Consider the following 18,290-nt stretch of genomic DNA (forward strand, 5'->3'; position numbering starts at 1 on the left):
AGGACCTGCTCCGTGCGCTTGAAGACCAAGATCATCGATCGGATCGCCAGCCCCGAGTTGCTGCCCGCCCGCGAAGCCGTTCGCGCCGCCTCCGGCGTCGCGTTCGGCGTCTTCACACGGGCGCGGAGGGGTCTGTCGCGGGGCCTCATCCCCGGGCTCCTCAGCGTTGTCGTACCGGTCTATAACGTGGAACGGCACCTCGCCCAGTGCCTGAACTCGCTGCTGCGGCAGAATTACCGGCGCCTTGAGATCGTCGTCGTCGACGACGGCTCGCCCGACGGCAGCTATGAGGTGGCGCGCGGGATCGCGCGACGGGACCCGCGGGTGCGTATCGTGCGTCAGGCGAACGGGGGTCTGAGTGCCGCGCGCAACACCGGTGTACGGCACGCCAGGGGCGAGTACCTCGCCTTCCTCGACAGCGACGACTTCGTCGACCGTCACCCGTATGCCGAGGCGATCGCCTCGCTGCGCCGCTCGGGTTCCGACTTCGCGGTCCTCCCGTACCGGCGCGAGAAGAACGGCGATTTCCCGCCGGCCGCACCGTGGATCCGCGAGGCGCACCGGCAGGACCGCACGGCGACCACCCTGGCCGAGTTTCCGGACATCATGGTCAACGCGGTCGCGTGGAGCAAGGTGTACCGGCGTGCTTTCTGGGACGAGCACGGCTTCGTCTTCCCGGTCGGCATGCTCTACGAGGACCAGGCCGTATCCATGGCGGCCTTCGCTGCTGCCGGGGCATTCGACGTGATGTCGCACATCGGCATCAATTGGCGGATGCGCAGCGACCAGTCGTCCATCACGCAGCAGGTGACCACGCCCCGCAACATCGAGCACCACCGGATCGCCGTCCGGGACTCGCTCGACCGCCTCCGGGAGTACGGTGCTGATGCCGCTGCCCGGCAACGTGCGCTCCAGATATTCAACAACAACATGGGTGAGTTCCTGCCGAACATCCGGCAGATGACCGGGGAGGCCCGGGAACAGTTGAGACGCTTTCTCGAACTGCTCAGTGGTGAGATGGCCGGGTCGATGTGGGACGAGGTCGAGTCCCGCATGAAGGTGCTGACCGCTCTCTGCGTGCAGCAGGAGTGGGATCTGGCCCTGCGCTTCCTGGCCGAGGGCGGATGGAACCGCGACCACTTCGGTGGCGAGGTTGCGGGCTCGCGCATCCGCGCAGAACTGCCGCTCGCCGGCGAGCTCAGCGCCGTGGTCCCCGAGCACGCGTTCTGGTTCTCATCGGGCGAGACCGCACTCAGCTGCGTCTGGCGGCGGATCCGCCGTAGCGCGCAGGCGTGGGAGATCGACCTGTTCGCTCACGTGAATCACATGCGGATGGACGTCGAAGAATACGAACTTGATGCTGCGCTCGTCGAGCCGGGGGGCACCGAGGTGCCGATCGCCGTCGAGCGCCGTCGGAGCCATCTTGACGCGCTCGGACACACCCGCAGGTACGCCGATATGTCCGTTGCCGCGTTGACGGTGATCGTTCCCGCCGGATTGCTGGCAACCCCGGGTGAGTATCGGCTGCGACTCGGCATCTCCGCGGGCGAACTCCGTCGCAGTGGCATCGCGAAGCTCGACGCGCACAGCGAGTTCGCACTGCCGGAGGACGCGGAGGACGGGGCGTGCAGCGTCGCCTGCGAGGGGATTGTGGACGACGAGGCCCGGATCTCGGTCCGGTCGATCGACGTCCGAGTGGAGGAGGCCTCATTCAGCGGTCGAGCGATCGAGCTGTCGTTCGTGTCGGGCCTCTCGCCCGAACGGGTGCGGCTGGTGCGCGCCGACGACCGCTTCTCGGTCTCGCGCGCCGAGGCCAGGGTGATTCCGGGTTCCGGTCCAAGGGCCTCCGCGAGGCTCGAGCTGCCTCCGCTTCCTGCCGGCGAGCGCGGACCCGTCGAGTACGAGCTGGAGTTCGCGGCAGGCGACGGAGCCCGGCTGCACGCCGCCCTCGACGCTCCGCGAACTGAGGCCCCGGACGGCAGCATCGTCCTCGCCACGCGGCTGCACACGACGCCCGCCGAGCAGCTCGCACTCCGCAGGCAGCTGATCGCCAAGAAGGGCATCGCCGCGCGTCCGCATCCGCGGTCCGGACGTCTGCTCGTAGCGGATGTCGCCGACGCCGTCCTGATCACGGACGTCGAGTTCGCGGAGCGGGAGATACGGATCACCGCGCGCGATGAGGGTGGAGATCCACTCGATCGGCTGCAGGCTCGCGCGGGATCGACGGACTACGACGCGACCGTCACCCGCACCGAAGAAGCCGGCGGTGCCGTGCTGCAGCTGCGCATCTCTCTCATGCAGCCGCGCTGGGGACTCGGGCCCCTGGGCCTCGCCTCGGGCCTCTACCGTCTCAGGGGGTGGCGCCGATCCGGACGCGCGTGCCGCTTCTACCTCTCCGAGGCCGTGGTGCGGAAGCTGGGAGAGATCGTCGCGCTCGAGTCAGGCCGATTCAGCCTGGAACGCTCCCCGCGTAACCTGCTCCGTTTCCGCGTCGCTCCGGCCCTGCGGGACGACGAGATCGGCCTGGGTGACCGTCTCCGCCTGCGCGATCGTGCGGCTGCGCTCGCTCCGGCCGGCCCGCGGCGATCGATTCTGTTCCGAAACCTCTACGGCGAAGCGGCGAACGACTCGGCACTGGCGGTACACCGCGAACTCCAGCGCCGCGGCGCCGACGTCGAGCTCGTCTGGGCGGCCAAGGATGCTTCGGTGCCCGTGCCGGAGGGCGCGCGCGTCGTCATCGAGGAGAGCGAGGAGTTCTACCGAGCCTTCGCGACCGCCGACGTCGTGATGGTCAACGTCCACCAGCCCATCTGGTATCGCAAGTCCGAGGGACAGCTGCTGATCCAGACATTCCACGGCTACCCCTTCAAACTGGCGGGTCGTCGCTGGTGGGAGCGGCGCGGCGTCGGGGCAGAGCACGTCGAGAGCTACTTCCGCCGCGCGGAGGAGTGGGACTATCTCGTTTCACCGGCGCGGTACGCGACGCCGCTCCTCGCGGAGTTCTTCCGCGACGACCGCCAGATCGAGAGCCGGGTGCTCGAAATCGGCTACCCCAGGAACGACGTGCTCCAGAGCGCTGAAGCCGGGGCCTTGCGCGCGGATACCCGGGCGCGGCTCGGGATCCCAGACGGCGCGAAGGCGATCCTGTACGCGCCGACGTTCCGCGACTATCTCTCCGCGGACGACATGACCGCCGAGCTCGTCGACCACCTCGACTTCGATGCCTTCCTGCGCGAGCTGGGGCCCGGGTACGTGCTGCTCCTGCGCGGCCACCCCTTCAACGCCCGCGTGGGAACGAGCGCCTCGTCCGCGATCGTCAACGTCACGGACTATCCGGACATCAATCACCTGATCCTGGCGTCGGACATGGCGATCCTCGACTACTCCTCGCTTCGATTCGACTATGCGCTGACCGCCAAGCCCATGTTCTTCCTGGTGCCCGACATGGAACGGTACTTCGAGGCACGCGAGAGCTTCATCCCGTATGCCGAGACGTCTCCGGGTCCGAAACTGCGCTCGCAGGCCGAGCTGATCGGCGGCATCCGCCGGGCGGAATCGATCCGCGCTGAGCACGAACCCGAGCGTCGCGAGTTCATCGCGCGCTATATGGAACTCGACGACGGGCACGCAGCCGCGCGTCTCGTCGACGTCATCCTCGATGAACTGAAGGAAAGGGGGCAGGCGTGAGCCGTGCGCTCGAGAAGACGTCCGCGAATCCTGCGCTCACCGCGCGCATGAAGACCGAGCTGCGACGGGCGGTGCGGCGGGTCCGTCACGCGGCGGCGCGCCCGTATCGGGCGGGCATGCTGAGCATCGTCGTGCCCGTCTACAACGTCGAGGCCTACCTTGAGCAGTGCCTGCGCTCACTCATGCACCAGCGCTATCACAATGTGCAGATCATCGTGGTCGACGACGGATCGCCTGATGGGAGTCTGGCGATCGCGCGCCGCCTGGCGCGCGAGGACGCGCGCATCGAGATCGTCCGGCAGCCGAACGGGGGCCTGAGCGCCGCACGGAACACCGGGGTGCGGCACGCGAGGGGCGAGTTCCTGACCTTCATCGACAGCGACGACTTCATCGAGCCCGACGCCTATGCCCGGGCCGTGGCGTCGCTGCAGAGCAGCGGGTCGGATTTCGCCGTGATGTCCTACCGGCGCGAGAAGAACGGCAGGTTCTTCCCGGCGGGGAGGTGGATCCGGGATGCGCACCGGCGCGAGCTGATCGGCACGACGCTGGAGGAGCATCCGGAGATCATGGTGAACACCATAGCCACGAGCAAGGTCTACCGCCGGCAGTTCTGGGACGCGCAGCGATTCTCCTTTCCCGAGGGTTACCTCTATGAGGACCAGATCATGACGATGGAGGCCTACGCGGCGGCGCGCGCGATTGATTTCCTGGAGACTGTGGGCCTGAACTGGCGCGTGCGGACCGACAACTCCTCCATCACGCAGAACGCGGTGTCGGCCAGGAACCTTCGAGACTTCGAGTTCGCGATCAAGCGTGCGGTCGGCGTGCTCGAAGAGCGTGGCGCGCATGTCGCGCGAGACCGCCGGGTCCTGCAGATTCTCAGCAACAACTACGGTGATCTCCTCCCGTATCTGCGGGCGATTGACAGCGAGGGCTGGCCCCACTTCATCGAGCTGACGCGCTTCCTATGGGATCGTCTCACCGACGACACCAGGGCCGAACTCGAGGCACGTCGGAAGATCCTGCTCGCGCTGTGCCTCGCCGGGGAGAAGGAGCTCGCACTCGAGTTCCTGGCAGCAGGCGGCTGGAACCGGGACCACTTCGGAGGGCTGCCGCTCGGGGATCGCATCGTCGGCGAGTTCCCGCTTTCCGATCGGCTGCGCGAGGTGCTCCCCGCCGACGTCTTCGAGTTCGGTCTGCCCGAAACGGGGCTGCACGCGACGCTTCGCCGTGTCGGTGCGGGCGACGCCGGTGTGATCCGGCTGGACTTCTTTGCGCATATCAACCACCTGCGGATGGACGAGGCGGAGTTCACCACGCGTGCGTGGCTGCTCGGGGAGGACGGACTCCGGACCGAGCTCGCGACGAGCCGCCGCCGCGACGACGCTGATGCGGTGGGGCATACGCGCCGCTACGCCGATATGTCCTTCGGCGCGGCGAGCGCCGAGATTCCGTATGCGCTGCTCGGCCGCGATGCGGTCTTCACCATCGAGGTGGAGATCGAATCGGGCGAACTGACGCGCCGGGGAGAGCTGACGGCGGATGCGCAGTCGGTACTCGCGCTGCCGCTCGACATCGGGGACGGAGAGCGTTTTGCGGCATTCGCGGCGGAGGCTGACCACGCCCCCGTCCGGCTGCACGCCTTCGCCCCGCAGCCGCGGGTCGAAGCGGCCCGGGTCGAGCAGGGGCGATTCGTGCTCACGCTCTCCCACCCCTCGGATCTCGACGAGGTGACGATCGGCGAGGGAGCAGGATCGGCCGCGGCCTCGCTGACCCGCGCGGAGCCGGGCCGGTACGAGGCGTCCTTCGCGCTGGAGTCAGTGCGGGAGGCGAGTCGGCGACACGGCGAGGCGCGCCTGCGCGCGCGGTCCGGGCAGATCGAGTCGTACCCGCTGCTCGACCGGCCGATCCTCGCCGGAGAGCTGTATGCGACGCCGCTCTTCCCTCGGCGTGGCGACGCGCCGGGGATCTGCGCCGTCGTCGACCTGTCCGGTGCGGTCCTCGTCGAGGAGCTGGAGATCGCCAACGACCGGGCGGTCGTCACCGGCCGGGCCTTCGGGCCGCTGTCCTCGGAGCTGGTGGCGGATGGCCCAGGCGGCGCCGTTCCCGCGGAGACCCGCCGAGACGGTGATGGGATCGTCATCACCGTGCCTCTCGTGCAGGGCCGGTGGGGGCTGCCGCCTGCGGGGATCAAACCGGGCCGCTATACCTTCCGCGCCGAAGAGCCCTCTGAATCGACGCGCCTCTACCTCGGTCACGGGGTGGTCTCCCGTTTCCCGCTGCGGCGGACGGGCGGGCGATTCCAGCTCACCGCGATGCGCAACGGACGCGGGGATTTCGTGATGAGCGTCGCCCCGCCGATCCCCGCTGATCAGCAGGGCTACGGCAATCGCTGGCGCTGGCGTGACTGGTCGCACCGGCTCTCCCCGGACGGGCGGCGCCGGGCCGTGCTGTTCCGCAACCTCTACGGCGAGCACGCAAACGACTCCGCGCTCGCGGTCCACGAGGAGCTTCGCCGCCGCGGCAGCGAGCTGGAACTCCTCTGGGCGGTCAAGGACGCCTCGATCCGGCTTCCCGAGGGAGCCGTCCCCGTCCTCGAGGAGACGAAAGCGTACGCGGAGGCGTTCGCCACCGCGGACTACGTGATGGTCAATGTCCACCAGCCCGACTGGTACAGCAAACGGCCGGGGCAGGTGCTCGTCGAGACCTTCCACGGCTACCCGTTCAAGCTTGCGGGACGGCCGTGGTGGAAGAAACTGGGCTTCGGGCCCGAGCGGATCGAGTCCTTCATGCGGAGAGCCGAGGAGTGGGACTACCTCGTCTCTCCCGCTCCCTACGCAACCGGGTTCTTGCGAGAGTTCTGGCGCCCCGACACGCCCTTGCCCGGCGAGATCCTCGAGATCGGATACCCGAGGAACGACGCGCTGCTGAACACGGACAGCGTCGCCCTGCGGGAGGACACCCGCAGCCGGCTCGGTATCGCACCGGGAACGCGCGCGGTGCTCTACGCGCCGACGTTCCGCGACTATCTCTCGGCCGACGACACGACGGCGAAGCTCGTGGAGCTGTTCGACGCCGAGCAGCTGTCGGCAGCGCTCGGACCCGGATACGCGGTGCTGCTGCGCGGCCACCCCTTCAATGCTCGCGCGGGCGGCCGCCGGGGACCCGGCGGGGTGATCGACGTGACCGACTACCCCGACATCAATCACCTGATCCTCGCGTCCGATATCGGCGTGCTGGATTACTCATCGCTGCGCTTCGACTACGCTCTGACCGGTAAGCCCACGCTCTTCTTCGTGCCTGACGAAGAGCGCTACTTCGCGGGCAGGGAAGGCTTCCTGCCGTACGGCGAGACGGTGTTCGGGCCGCGGATCGAGTCGGCGAGCGAGCTGCTCGATGCGATCCGGGATGCGGATGCCCTGCGGGCGAAATTCGAGCCGCAGCGACAGGAATTCGTCGCCCGCTTTCTGCCCCTCGAGGACGGTAAGGCCACGCAGCGCCTCGTCGACGCGGTGTTCGCGCCGCGCGGGGACGCGTGACCGGCATGCGGGGCCGGTGCGCGGGGAGCGGCCGTCACGGCTTGCAGCGAGAGACACGGAGGCCGTTGTGAAGATCGTAGTGCTCGGAGACGTCAGCGGAGCCGGACAGTACCACCTCGGCGACGAAGCCATGACCGAGGTGGCCATCGAGCAACTTCGTCGTCGCGGCGCGGAAGTCACCTTGATCGCCGGGGAGGTTGACATCTCGGGACCTTTCTACGACGTCACTGCCGTCCCGCGATTCGGCTTCTGGCGTCCTGAGAGCAGGCGCGGGAAGCAGGACCTTCTCGATCGCATTCTCGCCGAGGTCCGGAACGGATCGCCGTCGACCGCGGAGCTGGCTGCTACGGTTGGGGCGGTGCGCGAAGCGCGGGCCGTGGTGATCGCGGGCGGCGGCAATCTGAACTCGCGAAATACGCCGAATCACATCTTCGACCGGCTCGCGCTGAAGCGAATCGCTGAGCATTTTGAAGTTCCGCTCTACGTGAGCAGCCAGACCGTCGGGCCGGAACTGGCATGGGCAGACCGCGTGATGATCGCCGAAATCATGAGCTACGCCCGTGTGGTCGGTGCGCGGGAGTCCTACACCGCCGAGCTCATCGCGGAGATCACCGGAGGCCGTGCGCGCGTGGTGAGAACCCTCGACGATGCGGTGCTGCTCGAGCCCTCCGAGGACGCGATGGAGCTCTCGGCGCGCCTCGGGCTCCCGGATCGCTACGCGGTCGGCAGCTTCACCTATCACGCCTGGTCGACGGGGCTGCCGCGCTATCAGCTGTACCGCGAGATCGCGCGGGCGCTCGATGAGGTCTGCGAGCGGCGGGACCTTGACATCGTGCTGCTGCCGCACATGGGCGTGCTCGGCGAGAGTGAGCAGCGTGGCGATCGCAACGACGTCTACTGCCACGACGCCATCGTCGCCGCCTCACGGAGCGGCCGCATCCGCTCCCTGCCGATGATTTCGGCGCGAGAAGTGCTGGCGGTGACTGCGGACGCGGAGTTCTCGATCTCAACCCGCTACCACCCGCTCGTTTTCGGCGCGGCGCTGGGCGTTCCCGCCATCGGTCTCGTGACCAGCTTCTACTCCTCCGTGCGCATGCGCGGCGCGCTCGACAACTTCGGGCTTTCGGCCTTCGCGATTCCGTTCGAGTCGTGGCGTTCGGTCTTCGCAGCCCGCGTGCTCGACGCGCTGAGCCGTGACGCGCCGGTGCTCCGGCGACACGCGACTCGCGTCTCGGAGTTCGTGCGCGAGTATCAGTCGTCGTGGTGGGACGGTGTCGTGGCGGACATCTCGGGCCACGGCGAGCTCATGACCAGCGACGCCGTGTTCAGCGGGGGCTACTCCTGGGCCGCGAGCGAAGCGGACGCCGATCTCCTGCTCACGCACAGGCTTGCGCACGACGCCACGAACATCGATCGGCTGAACGTCGATTTCTCCGTGGAGCAACTTCGTGAGCAGCTTGTGGAATCCGAGAAGCGGATTGACGAGCTCGAGCGAGAACTGCACGCATTGCGGGATGAGACGCAGCGCGAGGCGGCTCAGCTGCGCCACCGCACCCGGCCACCGGGAGCTGCGCTGCGCGACCGCATCAACGCATGGCGTCGGTCCAGGCTCGGATCCGGCAAGTAGCACACCGTCGGCTCCGGAGGAGTGCCACCCGGGACGGACTCGCTTGCGCAGCCCACAGACTCCGAAAGGTACACTGGCAAATTGTGATTCAGGCATCTGTGCGGAACGACCCGGAGTTCGATACTCCGGGCGCGACGAGGGGTCTCCTCGACGTCGTGAGACACCGCTATCTGCTCTCCCTGCTGCTGAAGAAGGGCATCAGGACCCGCTATTACGGCTCGACGCTCGGGTGGATCTGGTCCTACGTCCGGCCCGCCGCCCAGTTCCTCATGTACTACCTCGTGATCGGGGTGATCATGGGGGCCAACCGCGGAATCGACTATTTCCCGATCTATCTGTTCTCGGGGATCGTCGCGGTGAATCTCTTCAGTGAAGCGCTGCGCAATACCACCTCGGCCATTACCGACAATGGCTCGCTGATCAAGAAGATCTATCTTCCGCGCGAGCTGTTCCCGGTCGCCGCGTTGGGTGTCGCGCTCGTACACTTCCTGCCGCAGGCCGTCCTGCTGCTTCTCGTCGCATTGCTGAACGGGTGGACCATCGGTTGGCTGGCACTCGCAGGCTTCGCGGGGGGCGTGCTGCTGATCCTCGGTTTCGCGCTCGGGCTGGGCCTCTTCTTCGGGGCGATCAACGTCGCATACCGAGACGCGAAGAACGTGGTCGACCTCATCCTCATGTTCGCCACCTGGGCTTCGCCCGTGCTCTACTCGTGGCAGATGGTTCACGACCGGGCGCCGTCCTGGCTGTATCACCTCTATATGGCGAACCCGATGACGACAGCGGTGGAGCTCTTCCACGACGCGTTCTGGCTGCCTCTGGCCCCCGATACGCCGCGGCCTCCCGATCTGCTCATGAACGTGGGGATCGGCGCAGGGCTCGTCCTGGTCACTCTCCTCATCGGTCAGCTCGTGTTCCGCCGCCGGGAGGTGACTTTTGCCCAGTATCTCTGAGCCACGGCCGGATGAAACGGCCAAGCCCGCCATCGTGCTCCATGATGTGCGCAAGACGTTCAAGATCAAGCACACCCAGTCGTTCAAGGAGACTTTCATCGCTGCGCTCAAGCGCAAGTCGCTCTCGACCGACTTCAACGCGGTCGACGGCGTGAGCCTTGAGGTGCCTCAGGGACAGTCGGTCGCGCTGATGGGCCGGAACGGCTCCGGCAAGTCCACGACACTGAAGATGCTGTCGGGTGTGCTGCGCCCCGATGCCGGTTGGATCCGCACCCGGGGGAGAATCGCCGGGCTCCTGGAGGTCGGGGCGGGTTTCCATCCTGATCTCACCGGGCGCGAGAATGTGTACCTCAACGCGGCGATCCTGGGCATGTCGAGGGAGGAGGTCGACGAGCGCTTCGATGACATCCTCGCCTTCTCAGAGATCGGTGAGTTCATCGACACCGAGGTCAAGCGCTACTCCTCGGGCATGTACTCCCGCCTGGGCTTCTCCGTCGCGGTGCACACTGAGCTCGACGTGCTTCTCGTCGACGAGATCCTGTCGGTCGGTGACGCGCAATTCCGTGAGAAGTGCAATTTGCGCATGCTGGAGCTGCGGGAGCAGGGCAAGACGATCTTCGTGGTGAGCCATGCGGCGGGACAGGTGAAGCAGCTCTGCGAGCGCGGTGTCGTGCTGCAGAACGGCAGGATCGCCTTCGACGGGCCCATCGATGAGGCGATCGAGTTCATGAAGCCGAACTACGGCGCTCCCGCAGGGGGCTGGCCGATCGTCGACGCCATCCGGAAGGTGTACGACCGGAGCCCCAGCCGCTACGGCAGGGCGGTGCAGGAGCGGGTGAGGATCGAAGAGAACGGCGGAGGCTACCAGCAGGAGTTCGAGAGCGGTCTCATCACCTTCTCGGAGGCGCTGGGCGAGGGTTTCGGCGTCGCCAAGGGCTCCTTCACCACTGAGTACCTCGCCAGGGGAGGGGCAGCCGGGCCGTGGGGTTTCATCGCCGGGGAGGTCACCGGCACCGTGAAGGGCGGGGACCGGGCGCTGCGGTTCCAGCACGGCACCGCAGGCTACGATCCTGTCGTCGGGGTCCACTTCACCGAGCGGTCCGCCTGAGAGAACAGGCGGGCCCGGGCCGCGCTGCCAGCGCGCCCGGGCCTGTGCCGAAGGGGCCTAGAGCAGGATCTCCGCACGCAACATGACGTGATCCGAAGGCGCGGCTCCCTGCACCGTACCGCTGTTGTCGATGTTCAGCATGGTCTCCCACACCGGAACCCGAGACACGCCTTTGACGAGGATGTAGTCGAGATTGTTGCCGACGTTCGTCACCTGTCGGAACGAGTCGTTCCAGCATTTCGCGATGTTCGACGAGCCGCTCGAGGCGAGGGCGTACTGCTTCGCGAAGCCGTTGAAGCTGTTGCAGTTCGCCCGGCCGACGTAGGCGGTACGCAGGCCCGTGTCCTGGCGTGTGTACGACGCCGGGCGTGTGCCCATCACGTTCTTGTACCCGTTGTTCGTGAAAGACCCGACGATCCGCGTGTAGTCGTTGCCGCCGCTCGTCCAGTGGTTGGTGTTGAAGTCGCCCGTGAGGACCACCGGCAGCTTCGCGGTGTTCAGCTCGTCGATCAGTGTGCGGGCCGCCTTCGCGTGGGCCTCCCGCTTGGCCGTGTCGCTCGGGTGCAGGTGGAGCGTCGCGAAGAAGAATCGCTTGCCCGTGGCCTTCTGCTCGAACACCGCGTAGGCCAGGTAGCGCTCCATCTCCTTGTCGAACGCCCAGCCGCTCGGGTTCTCCCCGCCGAGGATCCGGCTGCCCTGCGACACCATGGTCACGGTGTCGGGGTTGTAGGCGATGCGGACGTCGAGCGAGGCGCCGTTGTTCACGTACTGGCAGCGCTTCGTGCCGCCGGAGGAGGGGTCGGCTGGGTTCCAGGCGTTCGCGCAGTTCCAGGGGTACTCGTTCGTCAGCTTGTAGCTCGTGCCGCCCGCGCTCTTGAAGCCGCGCACCACGTCGCCGTAGAAGCGGGTGTTGACACCGACCGGGTGCCCGGTTCCCGGGTCGCCGCTCGCGGTGACGGGGTTGAAGCTCGCCTCCTGCAGTGCGATCACGTCGGGGTGCCGCGAGTTCACGCGTTCCCACACCGCCTGACGGCGCTCCTTCCACAGGACCCACGGGCTGGTCGCCGGCTTCGAAGCGGCGACGTTGAAGGTGGCGACGCTCACCGGCGCCAGGGCCGTCGTGTGCGCGGTGAGTTTCGCCGCCGTCCCGATCGCCTTCCCCGAACCGTTAAGCGCCGTCAGCGTGACGAAGTAGTCGAGATCGGGGCGGAGCCCCGAGACGAGCTGGGCCGTGCCGGTGGTCTCGACGGTGCTTGCAAGCTCCCCGCCACGAGCACGCGACCAGGCGAGGCGATACTTCGCAGCGCCGCTCACCGCGGGCCAGGCGAGGGTGAGCGAGGAGGTCGTGCGAGAACTGACGCTGAGCGCGCCCGGGCTGGGAGCCGTCGCGGCGGAGGCCTTGCCGCCGTAGTACTTCCGTTCGAAGCGGGAGAGGAACGCGGCCATCGCCTGCCGCTCGACGGAGGCGTTCGGCTTGAAGGTGCCGTCCTTGTAGCCGGTGGTGACGCCCGTGCTGGCGAGCCACTCGACTTCGCGGTAGAACTGGTGGCTGCGCGGCACATCCGTGAAACTGGGGGTCGCCGGCGCGGTGAACGCGGGCTTGCCCGCCGCGCGGTAGAGGAACGCGGCCATGGCCTGCCGCTCGACGGCGCCGCCCGGGCTGAAGCGCCCGTCCGCATAGCCGGTCGTGATGCCGTTGGCACTCAACCAGATGATCTCCGAGAAGAACTTGTGTCCGGTGCCCACGTCCGTGAACGGCGAGAAGGTCTGCGGCGGAAGCGGGACGCCGGTGTCGAAGCGCTCGAGAAACGCGGCCATGGCCTCCCGCGTGACCGCGCTCTTCGGGCGGAACGTTCCGTCCGCGTAGCCGGTGGTGACCCGCGTTCCCGCGAGCCAGGCGATCTCAGCCGCGAACTGGTGGTTCGCGGGCACATCGGCGAAGGGCCCGGCGCCGCTCGCGGCGGCCTGCAGGGATTGCGCGGCGGTGTCCTCGCCGAGGGGCTCGGCGCCTTCGGGGGCTTCAGAGTCGGATTCCTCGGGCGCTTCGGGTGCGGATTCCCCGGGCTCCGCGGGCACGGACTCCTCGGGAAGGGGAGCCTCGGGATCGCTGCTCGGCGCGGGCGCGCCGGGGTCCGCCCCGTCAGGCTCTGAGCCCTCCGCCGAAGGCTGCTCGCCGTCTCCTCCGGGATCGTCCGCGCCGGGGCTCTCGGGAGCGTCGGCCGGCGGCTCGCCGGGCTCGCTGAGCGGCCAGTGCTCGGGCTCCTCGACTGCTGAGGCGGGGAGGGCCCCGCCGAGCAGCAGCGCGGCAACGATCGGTACGAGCGCCAGGGCGCGCAGCGGACGGCGCGCCGAACGGTTGTCGGGGGGAAGGACGCTGGGCACAGGATCTCCTCATCGAGGCTGCATGGATTGCGACGCGCATTCGCGTCGGGGTGGAGGCTATGCTATCGCTATCCTCCGCTACAGGCGATCCTTCCCGCCGTCCTGGCGCGAGGGTCGACTCGTCCCGCTCTGGGCCGGACCGGCGTCCAGCGCCGGGCCCGCGCCCTGCAAACGCTCGTCCTCCGGCCAGAGCGGCCGCTGGAGGGCGATGGTGCGGGCGAGTTCCGTGATCCGGGCGTCCTGCGTGCTGCGCTTGCGGGCGGAGGTGAGCGCGTTGCCGATGAACGCGATGAGCAGCGCGTAGAGCAGCAGGTCGGCGCCCCGGCCCACGCCCACGCTGACGGCGAGGTCGTTGACGATCGCCGGGAAGAGCACGGCGACGATCGCGGCGACGAGGAAGACGAGCAGCGCGATGGTGCGGATCGCCTGGGCGCGGGCCGAGCCGCCCGAACGCATCAGCGCCGCCGCGAAGAGGACGAAGGCGATCACGAGGATCGACTTGATGATGATCTGGTCCATCCCGCCTCCTACTTCACGAACAGTTCGCTGAGGATGTTCACCGAGTTCCACAGCGACTGGCCCTTCGCGCGGGAGTAGTCGGTGTAGATGATGTGCACCGGCTCCTCCGCGTATCGCAGTCGCTGCTTGCCGATCTGGGCGACGATCTCGCTCGCGTGCGCCATGCGGTTCTGGCGGATCCGGATCCGGCTCGCGGCGTCTCGGTTCAGGGCGCGCAGCCCGTTGTGGGCATCGGTGAGCTTGACGCCGGTGCTCAGGCGCTCGAAGGCGACCGCGAGGCGCAGCACGATTCGCTTCAGAGTGCCCGCCTGGGTGCGGCCGTCGAGGAAGCGCGAGCCGATCACGATGTCGAGGGGCTCTTCGCGGAGGCGCTGCACCATGTGCTCGGCGTCCTCGGTGCGGTGCTGGCCGTCGGAGTCGAAGGTGACGAAGTACTCGGCCCCGGGCTGCGCGAGCGCGAAGTCGAGGCCCGTCTGCAGGGCCGCGCCCTGCCCCAGGTTGATGGGGTGGCGCACCACGACCGCGCCTCCGGCGAGCGCTTCCGCCACGGAGCCGTCGCTGCTGCCGTCGTCGACGCAGACGATGTTCGGAAAGACCTCGCGTGCTGCGGACACGACCTCGCGCACCACCTGCCCCTCGTTGTAGAGCGGCACGACGAGCCAGGTGTCCGCGTTGCGCGGTGCATCAGACATGCGTGAGCCCTTCGGACTGGGAGGGTGGGGTCGGAACGGCGGATCGCCGCACTCCAGTGTAGTTGCCGCCCGCGTCGCCGAGAACCCTGGGCCGTGGCCGCGGCGGGAGGCTAGCGCGAGCCCGCGGGGGGCTCCGGTGTCGCCGCGGACGGCAGGGCCGCGCACTCCCGTTCGAACTGGACGGCGCGGGCCGCCCAGGACCAGGCGTCGATGAAGCCTCGCGGAGCCGGATCGCCCGGCGCGCCGAGCAGGCGCAGGGTGGCTGCGGCCAGCTCGGCGGGATCTCGCCCGCTCGTGATCACCACGTTCGCGCCCTCCGCGCGCAAGGTCTCGGCCCCCGGCACCGGATAGGTGACGACCCTGCCGCTCTCGGCGATCGCTTCGAGCAGCGTCGTCTGAAAGCCCTCGGAGAGGGTGGTCGGGTTGATCAGCGTCGCACCCCGCAGCGCTCGCCGCACCTCGGACTGGGGCACCCGGCCGCGCACGGCGACCGCACCGCCCAGTCCCAGTGCGGCGAGGCGCTCGCGCAGCCGGGGCATGTCGGCGCCGTCGCCGAGCACCTCGCCCGTCGTGTCGCGGCCCGCGGCCCGGCATGCCGCCACCACCTCGAGGAAGGCCTCCCAGCCCTTTCCTGGCACCAGGCGGCCCACGAAGACGAGATGCCCGGGCCGGTCCGTGATCTGCTCGTCGGGGTCCTCTGCCGCGCGCACCTCGATCGCGTTCGGGAAGACCGTCGCCTCCACCCCCGCGAGCCGCCTCACGAACTCCGTGACCTCGCGCGACACCCCGAGCACCCGGTCCGCTCCGCGCAGCACGGCCCGCCCCAGTGTGACGTCGACGGCCCGGCTGGCGAGGCCGATGATCCGCGAGTCGCTCGCCACGTGGTCGCTGCCGTGCTCGGTGTGGATCACCGGGATCCCGGCGCGCCTGGCCGCCCGCCAGCCCACGAAGCTCATCGGGAAGAACCGCGTGTGCACCGACACCGCCTCGACGCCGCGCTCCCGCAGCAGCCGCGTGAGGCGCCGGCGGGTGCCCGGGCCGGGGAACCCCAGGATGTTCGCGATGCGGAAGTGCTCCGGCAGCGTCAGCACCTCGACCCGGTCGTCGCGCGACCATCCCGGCGTCTCGCCGAGCGTCACCACGAGCACCCGGTGCCCGCGCAGCGCCAGTTCTGCGGCGAGCGAGCGCACGTGCAGCTCGACCCCGCCCGTGCGCGGCGGGTAGTTGTTCACGACGAATGCGATGCGCACCTCGGCTCCCTCCGCCGTGGTCCTTCCCGGCCTTTCGATAGTAGTGTCCCGGCTCGCCGCCCCCTCCCGGCGCACGCACCCTGCGCGCGATCCCGGCGACGAAGCTCTAGGGTGTGTGAGAGAGAACATCGCGGGCCGCACGGTTCCCGGCCGACTGGTCGGCAGGGCGGCGGAGGAGGATCCTTGCGCATTCTGTACGTCTGCACCGACGCCGACATCGGCGGCGCCGAACGGCTGCTCGCGATGCTCGGCCGGCACCGCGACCCGCGCGACCGCACCCGCCTGGTCGTGCTCATGGGCCGGGGGACGCTCAGCGAGGAGCTCGACGCGGCCTTCGACGAGCTCGCCTATCTCGACACGCCGCCGAGCTCCCGCGACCTCCCGGGCATGGTCCGCGCGCTGAACGCGCAGATCCGCGACTTCGCGCCCGACATCGTCTCCTCCCACCTCTTCCACGCCGATCTCGTGACCGCGCTGGCCCGCACCTCCGCTCCGCGCACCACGACCGTGCACACGCACGGCTTCGGCCCCGCGGATCACCCGCTCACCCGGCTCATCGCGCGCGCCGTCGGCCTGCTCTCCTGGCGTTTCGCCGCGGTGATCCCGTCGAGCGACAGCCCCGAGATGGCCCGATTCATCCGCTCCCTGCGCATGCGGAAGGTGGTCGCTCCGATCCTGAACGGCGCGGAGATCCCGGAGCGGCCCAGCTTCGACCCGGCGTCGCGCACCTTCGTCTCCATCGCCCGCAACCACCCCGTGAAAGGCCACGACGTGCTCTTCGGTGCCTTCGCGGACGTCGCCGAGCGGATTCCCGGCTGGCGCCTGCGCGCCTACGGGCCGGGGGTCGAACCCGGGGACGAGCGGATGCGGCAGCTCCTGCGCGAGACCGGGGCCGTGGAGCTCGCAGCGGAGGGGCGGATCGCGCTCGCCGGGCCCACCGCGCACCCCGAGCAGGCGCTCGCCGCAGCCTCGGCCCTGGTGATCTCGAGCCGCTACGGCGAAACCTCGCCGCTCGTGGGCGCCGAGGCCGCGGGGAGCGGGGTGCCCGTCATCACGAGCGACATCGGCAACTGCCGGCAGTTCGCCGACGACCCTCGCTTCGCGGTTCCGGCGGGGGACCGAGCAGCCCTCGCCGAGGCGCTGCTCGGCTACGCGCGCCTCTCCGACGAGGAGCGGGGCGCGCTGAGCGCCGCCGCCCGGCGCCGCGCCGAGGAGCGGTACAGCCCGCAGCGGGTGGCCAACGACTACCGGGCCGTGTTCGCCACGCTGGTCGAGGGGTCGCGGAAGCGGTGAACGGCGGGGGAGTGCTCTCGCGCGCGGTTCTCTCGACCGTGGGCATGGGCGTGCAGGGCGTCGCCCGCTTCGCCTACACGATCGTGATCGGACGGCTCGCGGGGCCCGAGAGCCTGGGCGAGGTCAGCGCCCTGCTCTCGCTCGCGGTGTACGCCTCGCTGTTCTGGCCGGCCGCCGCCGGGGTCGCGGCCTCGCGTTTCCTGCCCGACCCGCTGCTGGCGGGCCCCGCGATGCGCGTGCTCAAGCGCAGTTTCGCCGTCTCGGTGGCGCTGCTCGCGATCGCCTCCGCGCTCGCCGCGGTGCTGCTCGGCAGCGGGGCGGCAGAGGTGCTGGGCGCGGTGGCACTGGTCGTCGGCTATTCGGGGTATGTGTTCGCGCGCGGTGCGCTGCTGGGTGAGGACCGGGTGGGCCGCGCCGCCGTCGTCGACACGCTCACCTCCCTCGTCGCGATCACGGCGCTCGTGCTGGTGCTCATCTCCGGATGGGACTGGGCGCTGCTCCTGCCGCTCGCCGCGGGCTACGCGCTGTTCGCGCTTGCCGGGTGGCCGCGCGCCGGGAGCTCGGCCGGCCCGGCGGAGCGTCGGGAGGTGCTCGGCTTCACGCGGGACTCGGCCATCGCGCTGCTGGCGACGGGCGGCCTGCTTCCCGCAACGATGGTGTTCGTGCGAGCCTTCGAGTCGCCGCAGCTCGCGGGCCTCTTCGCGGCGGGCCTGTCGCTCGCGACGCCCGCCAATCTCGTCGCCCAGTCCGTCAACCAGGTGCTCGTCCCGCACTTCGCGCGCATGCTCGGCGGGCCGGCGGAGGCGATCCGGCGTTCGCACCGGCGGGTGTTCGTCGTCACCCTGCTCGGATTCGCGGCCGTGTTCGGCGCGCTCATCGCGCTCGCGCCCTGGATCCTCACCCTCTTCTACGGCGACCGCTACCGCGACGGCACCCTCAGCATGCAGCTCATGCTGCTCGCGGTGGCCGCCATGTCGGTCATGTCGGCACCCGCGGCCTACCTCACGGCCGTGGGCAGGCAGGGCCTGTACGCGAGGATCTGGCTCCTCGCAACGATCGCCGGCACCGCCGTGATGCTCGCGGCATCGCCGGCGTGGGGGCAGTGGGGCGCCCTCGCCGGGTTCCTGCTCGGCGCGGTGGGCGGATCGACGGCGGTGGTCGTCTGCGGGCTGCGGCTCGCCCCGCGTCCCGCCGCCGCCCCAGAGACGGGCGGAACCGGAGCAGCGGCGGAAAGCGCCTAGAA

The 18,290-nt window shown here is 69.3% G+C and carries 11 protein-coding genes; 7 read left to right on the plus strand and 4 right to left on the minus strand.

Going from position 1 to position 18,290, the window contains the following annotated elements; genetic code table 11:
* The first annotated feature begins 12 nt into the window (after positions 1-12).
* The 5 genes from B4915_RS12415 (at position 13) to B4915_RS12435 (ending at position 10,911) form a co-directional block, all read left to right on the plus strand.
* Positions 13-3,687 carry a bifunctional glycosyltransferase/CDP-glycerol:glycerophosphate glycerophosphotransferase gene (locus B4915_RS12415; RefSeq protein WP_181158587.1) on the plus strand — a complete coding sequence of 1,225 codons (3,675 nt, stop codon included), beginning with the start codon at positions 13-15 and terminating at the stop codon, positions 3,685-3,687.
* Positions 3,684-7,226 carry a bifunctional glycosyltransferase/CDP-glycerol:glycerophosphate glycerophosphotransferase gene (locus B4915_RS12420; RefSeq protein WP_105806136.1) on the plus strand — a complete coding sequence of 1,181 codons (3,543 nt, stop codon included), beginning with the start codon at positions 3,684-3,686 and terminating at the stop codon, positions 7,224-7,226. The genes B4915_RS12415 and B4915_RS12420 overlap by 4 nt, the downstream gene beginning before the upstream one ends.
* Positions 7,227-7,293: 67 nt before the next feature.
* Positions 7,294-8,853: a polysaccharide pyruvyl transferase family protein gene (locus B4915_RS12425; protein WP_181158588.1), complete on the plus strand. Its 1,560-nt coding sequence runs from the start codon at positions 7,294-7,296 to the stop codon at positions 8,851-8,853.
* Between the two features lie 83 nt (positions 8,854-8,936).
* Positions 8,937-9,803, plus strand: a complete 867-nt coding sequence (locus B4915_RS12430) for an ABC transporter permease (protein ID WP_245907495.1) — start codon at positions 8,937-8,939, stop codon at positions 9,801-9,803.
* Between the two features lie 34 nt (positions 9,804-9,837).
* On the plus strand, positions 9,838-10,911 hold the full coding sequence (locus B4915_RS12435) for an ATP-binding cassette domain-containing protein (RefSeq protein WP_342747308.1): 1,074 nt from the start codon (positions 9,838-9,840) through the stop codon (positions 10,909-10,911).
* Between the two features lie 57 nt (positions 10,912-10,968).
* Here B4915_RS12435 and B4915_RS12440 read toward each other — a convergent pair whose 3' ends face one another.
* The 4 genes from B4915_RS12440 to B4915_RS12455 form a co-directional block, all read right to left on the minus strand.
* A complete protein-coding gene (locus tag B4915_RS12440) occupies positions 10,969-13,293 on the minus strand; it encodes an S-layer homology domain-containing protein (RefSeq protein ID WP_105806139.1) in 2,325 nt (774 codons plus the stop codon).
* 78 nt (positions 13,294-13,371) lie between these two features.
* Positions 13,372-13,812: a DUF2304 domain-containing protein gene (locus B4915_RS12445; RefSeq protein ID WP_105806140.1), complete on the minus strand. Its 441-nt coding sequence runs from the start codon at positions 13,810-13,812 to the stop codon at positions 13,372-13,374.
* Between the two features lie 8 nt (positions 13,813-13,820).
* The gene (locus B4915_RS12450) at positions 13,821-14,504 is read right to left on the minus strand and encodes a glycosyltransferase family 2 protein (protein WP_105806141.1); all 684 of its coding nucleotides are present in this window, start codon (positions 14,502-14,504) and stop codon (positions 13,821-13,823) included.
* A 110-nt stretch (positions 14,505-14,614) separates the two neighbouring features.
* The gene (locus B4915_RS12455; protein WP_105806142.1) at positions 14,615-15,754 is read right to left on the minus strand and encodes a glycosyltransferase family 4 protein; all 1,140 of its coding nucleotides are present in this window, start codon (positions 15,752-15,754) and stop codon (positions 14,615-14,617) included.
* 183 nt (positions 15,755-15,937) lie between these two features.
* Here B4915_RS12455 and B4915_RS12460 point away from each other — a divergent pair, with 183 nt between their 5' ends.
* The gene (locus tag B4915_RS12460; protein ID WP_105806143.1) at positions 15,938-17,047 is read left to right on the plus strand and encodes a glycosyltransferase; all 1,110 of its coding nucleotides are present in this window, start codon (positions 15,938-15,940) and stop codon (positions 17,045-17,047) included.
* Entirely contained in the window at positions 17,044-18,288 is a 1,245-nt protein-coding gene (locus tag B4915_RS12465; protein ID WP_105806144.1) for a lipopolysaccharide biosynthesis protein, read from the plus strand. Before B4915_RS12460 ends, B4915_RS12465 begins: the two co-directional genes overlap by 4 nt.
* Positions 18,289-18,290: the final 2 nt, after the last annotated feature.

This window comes from Leucobacter massiliensis (genome assembly GCF_002982315.1).
GTDB classification, from domain to species: Bacteria; Actinomycetota; Actinomycetes; order Actinomycetales; family Microbacteriaceae; genus Leucobacter; species Leucobacter massiliensis.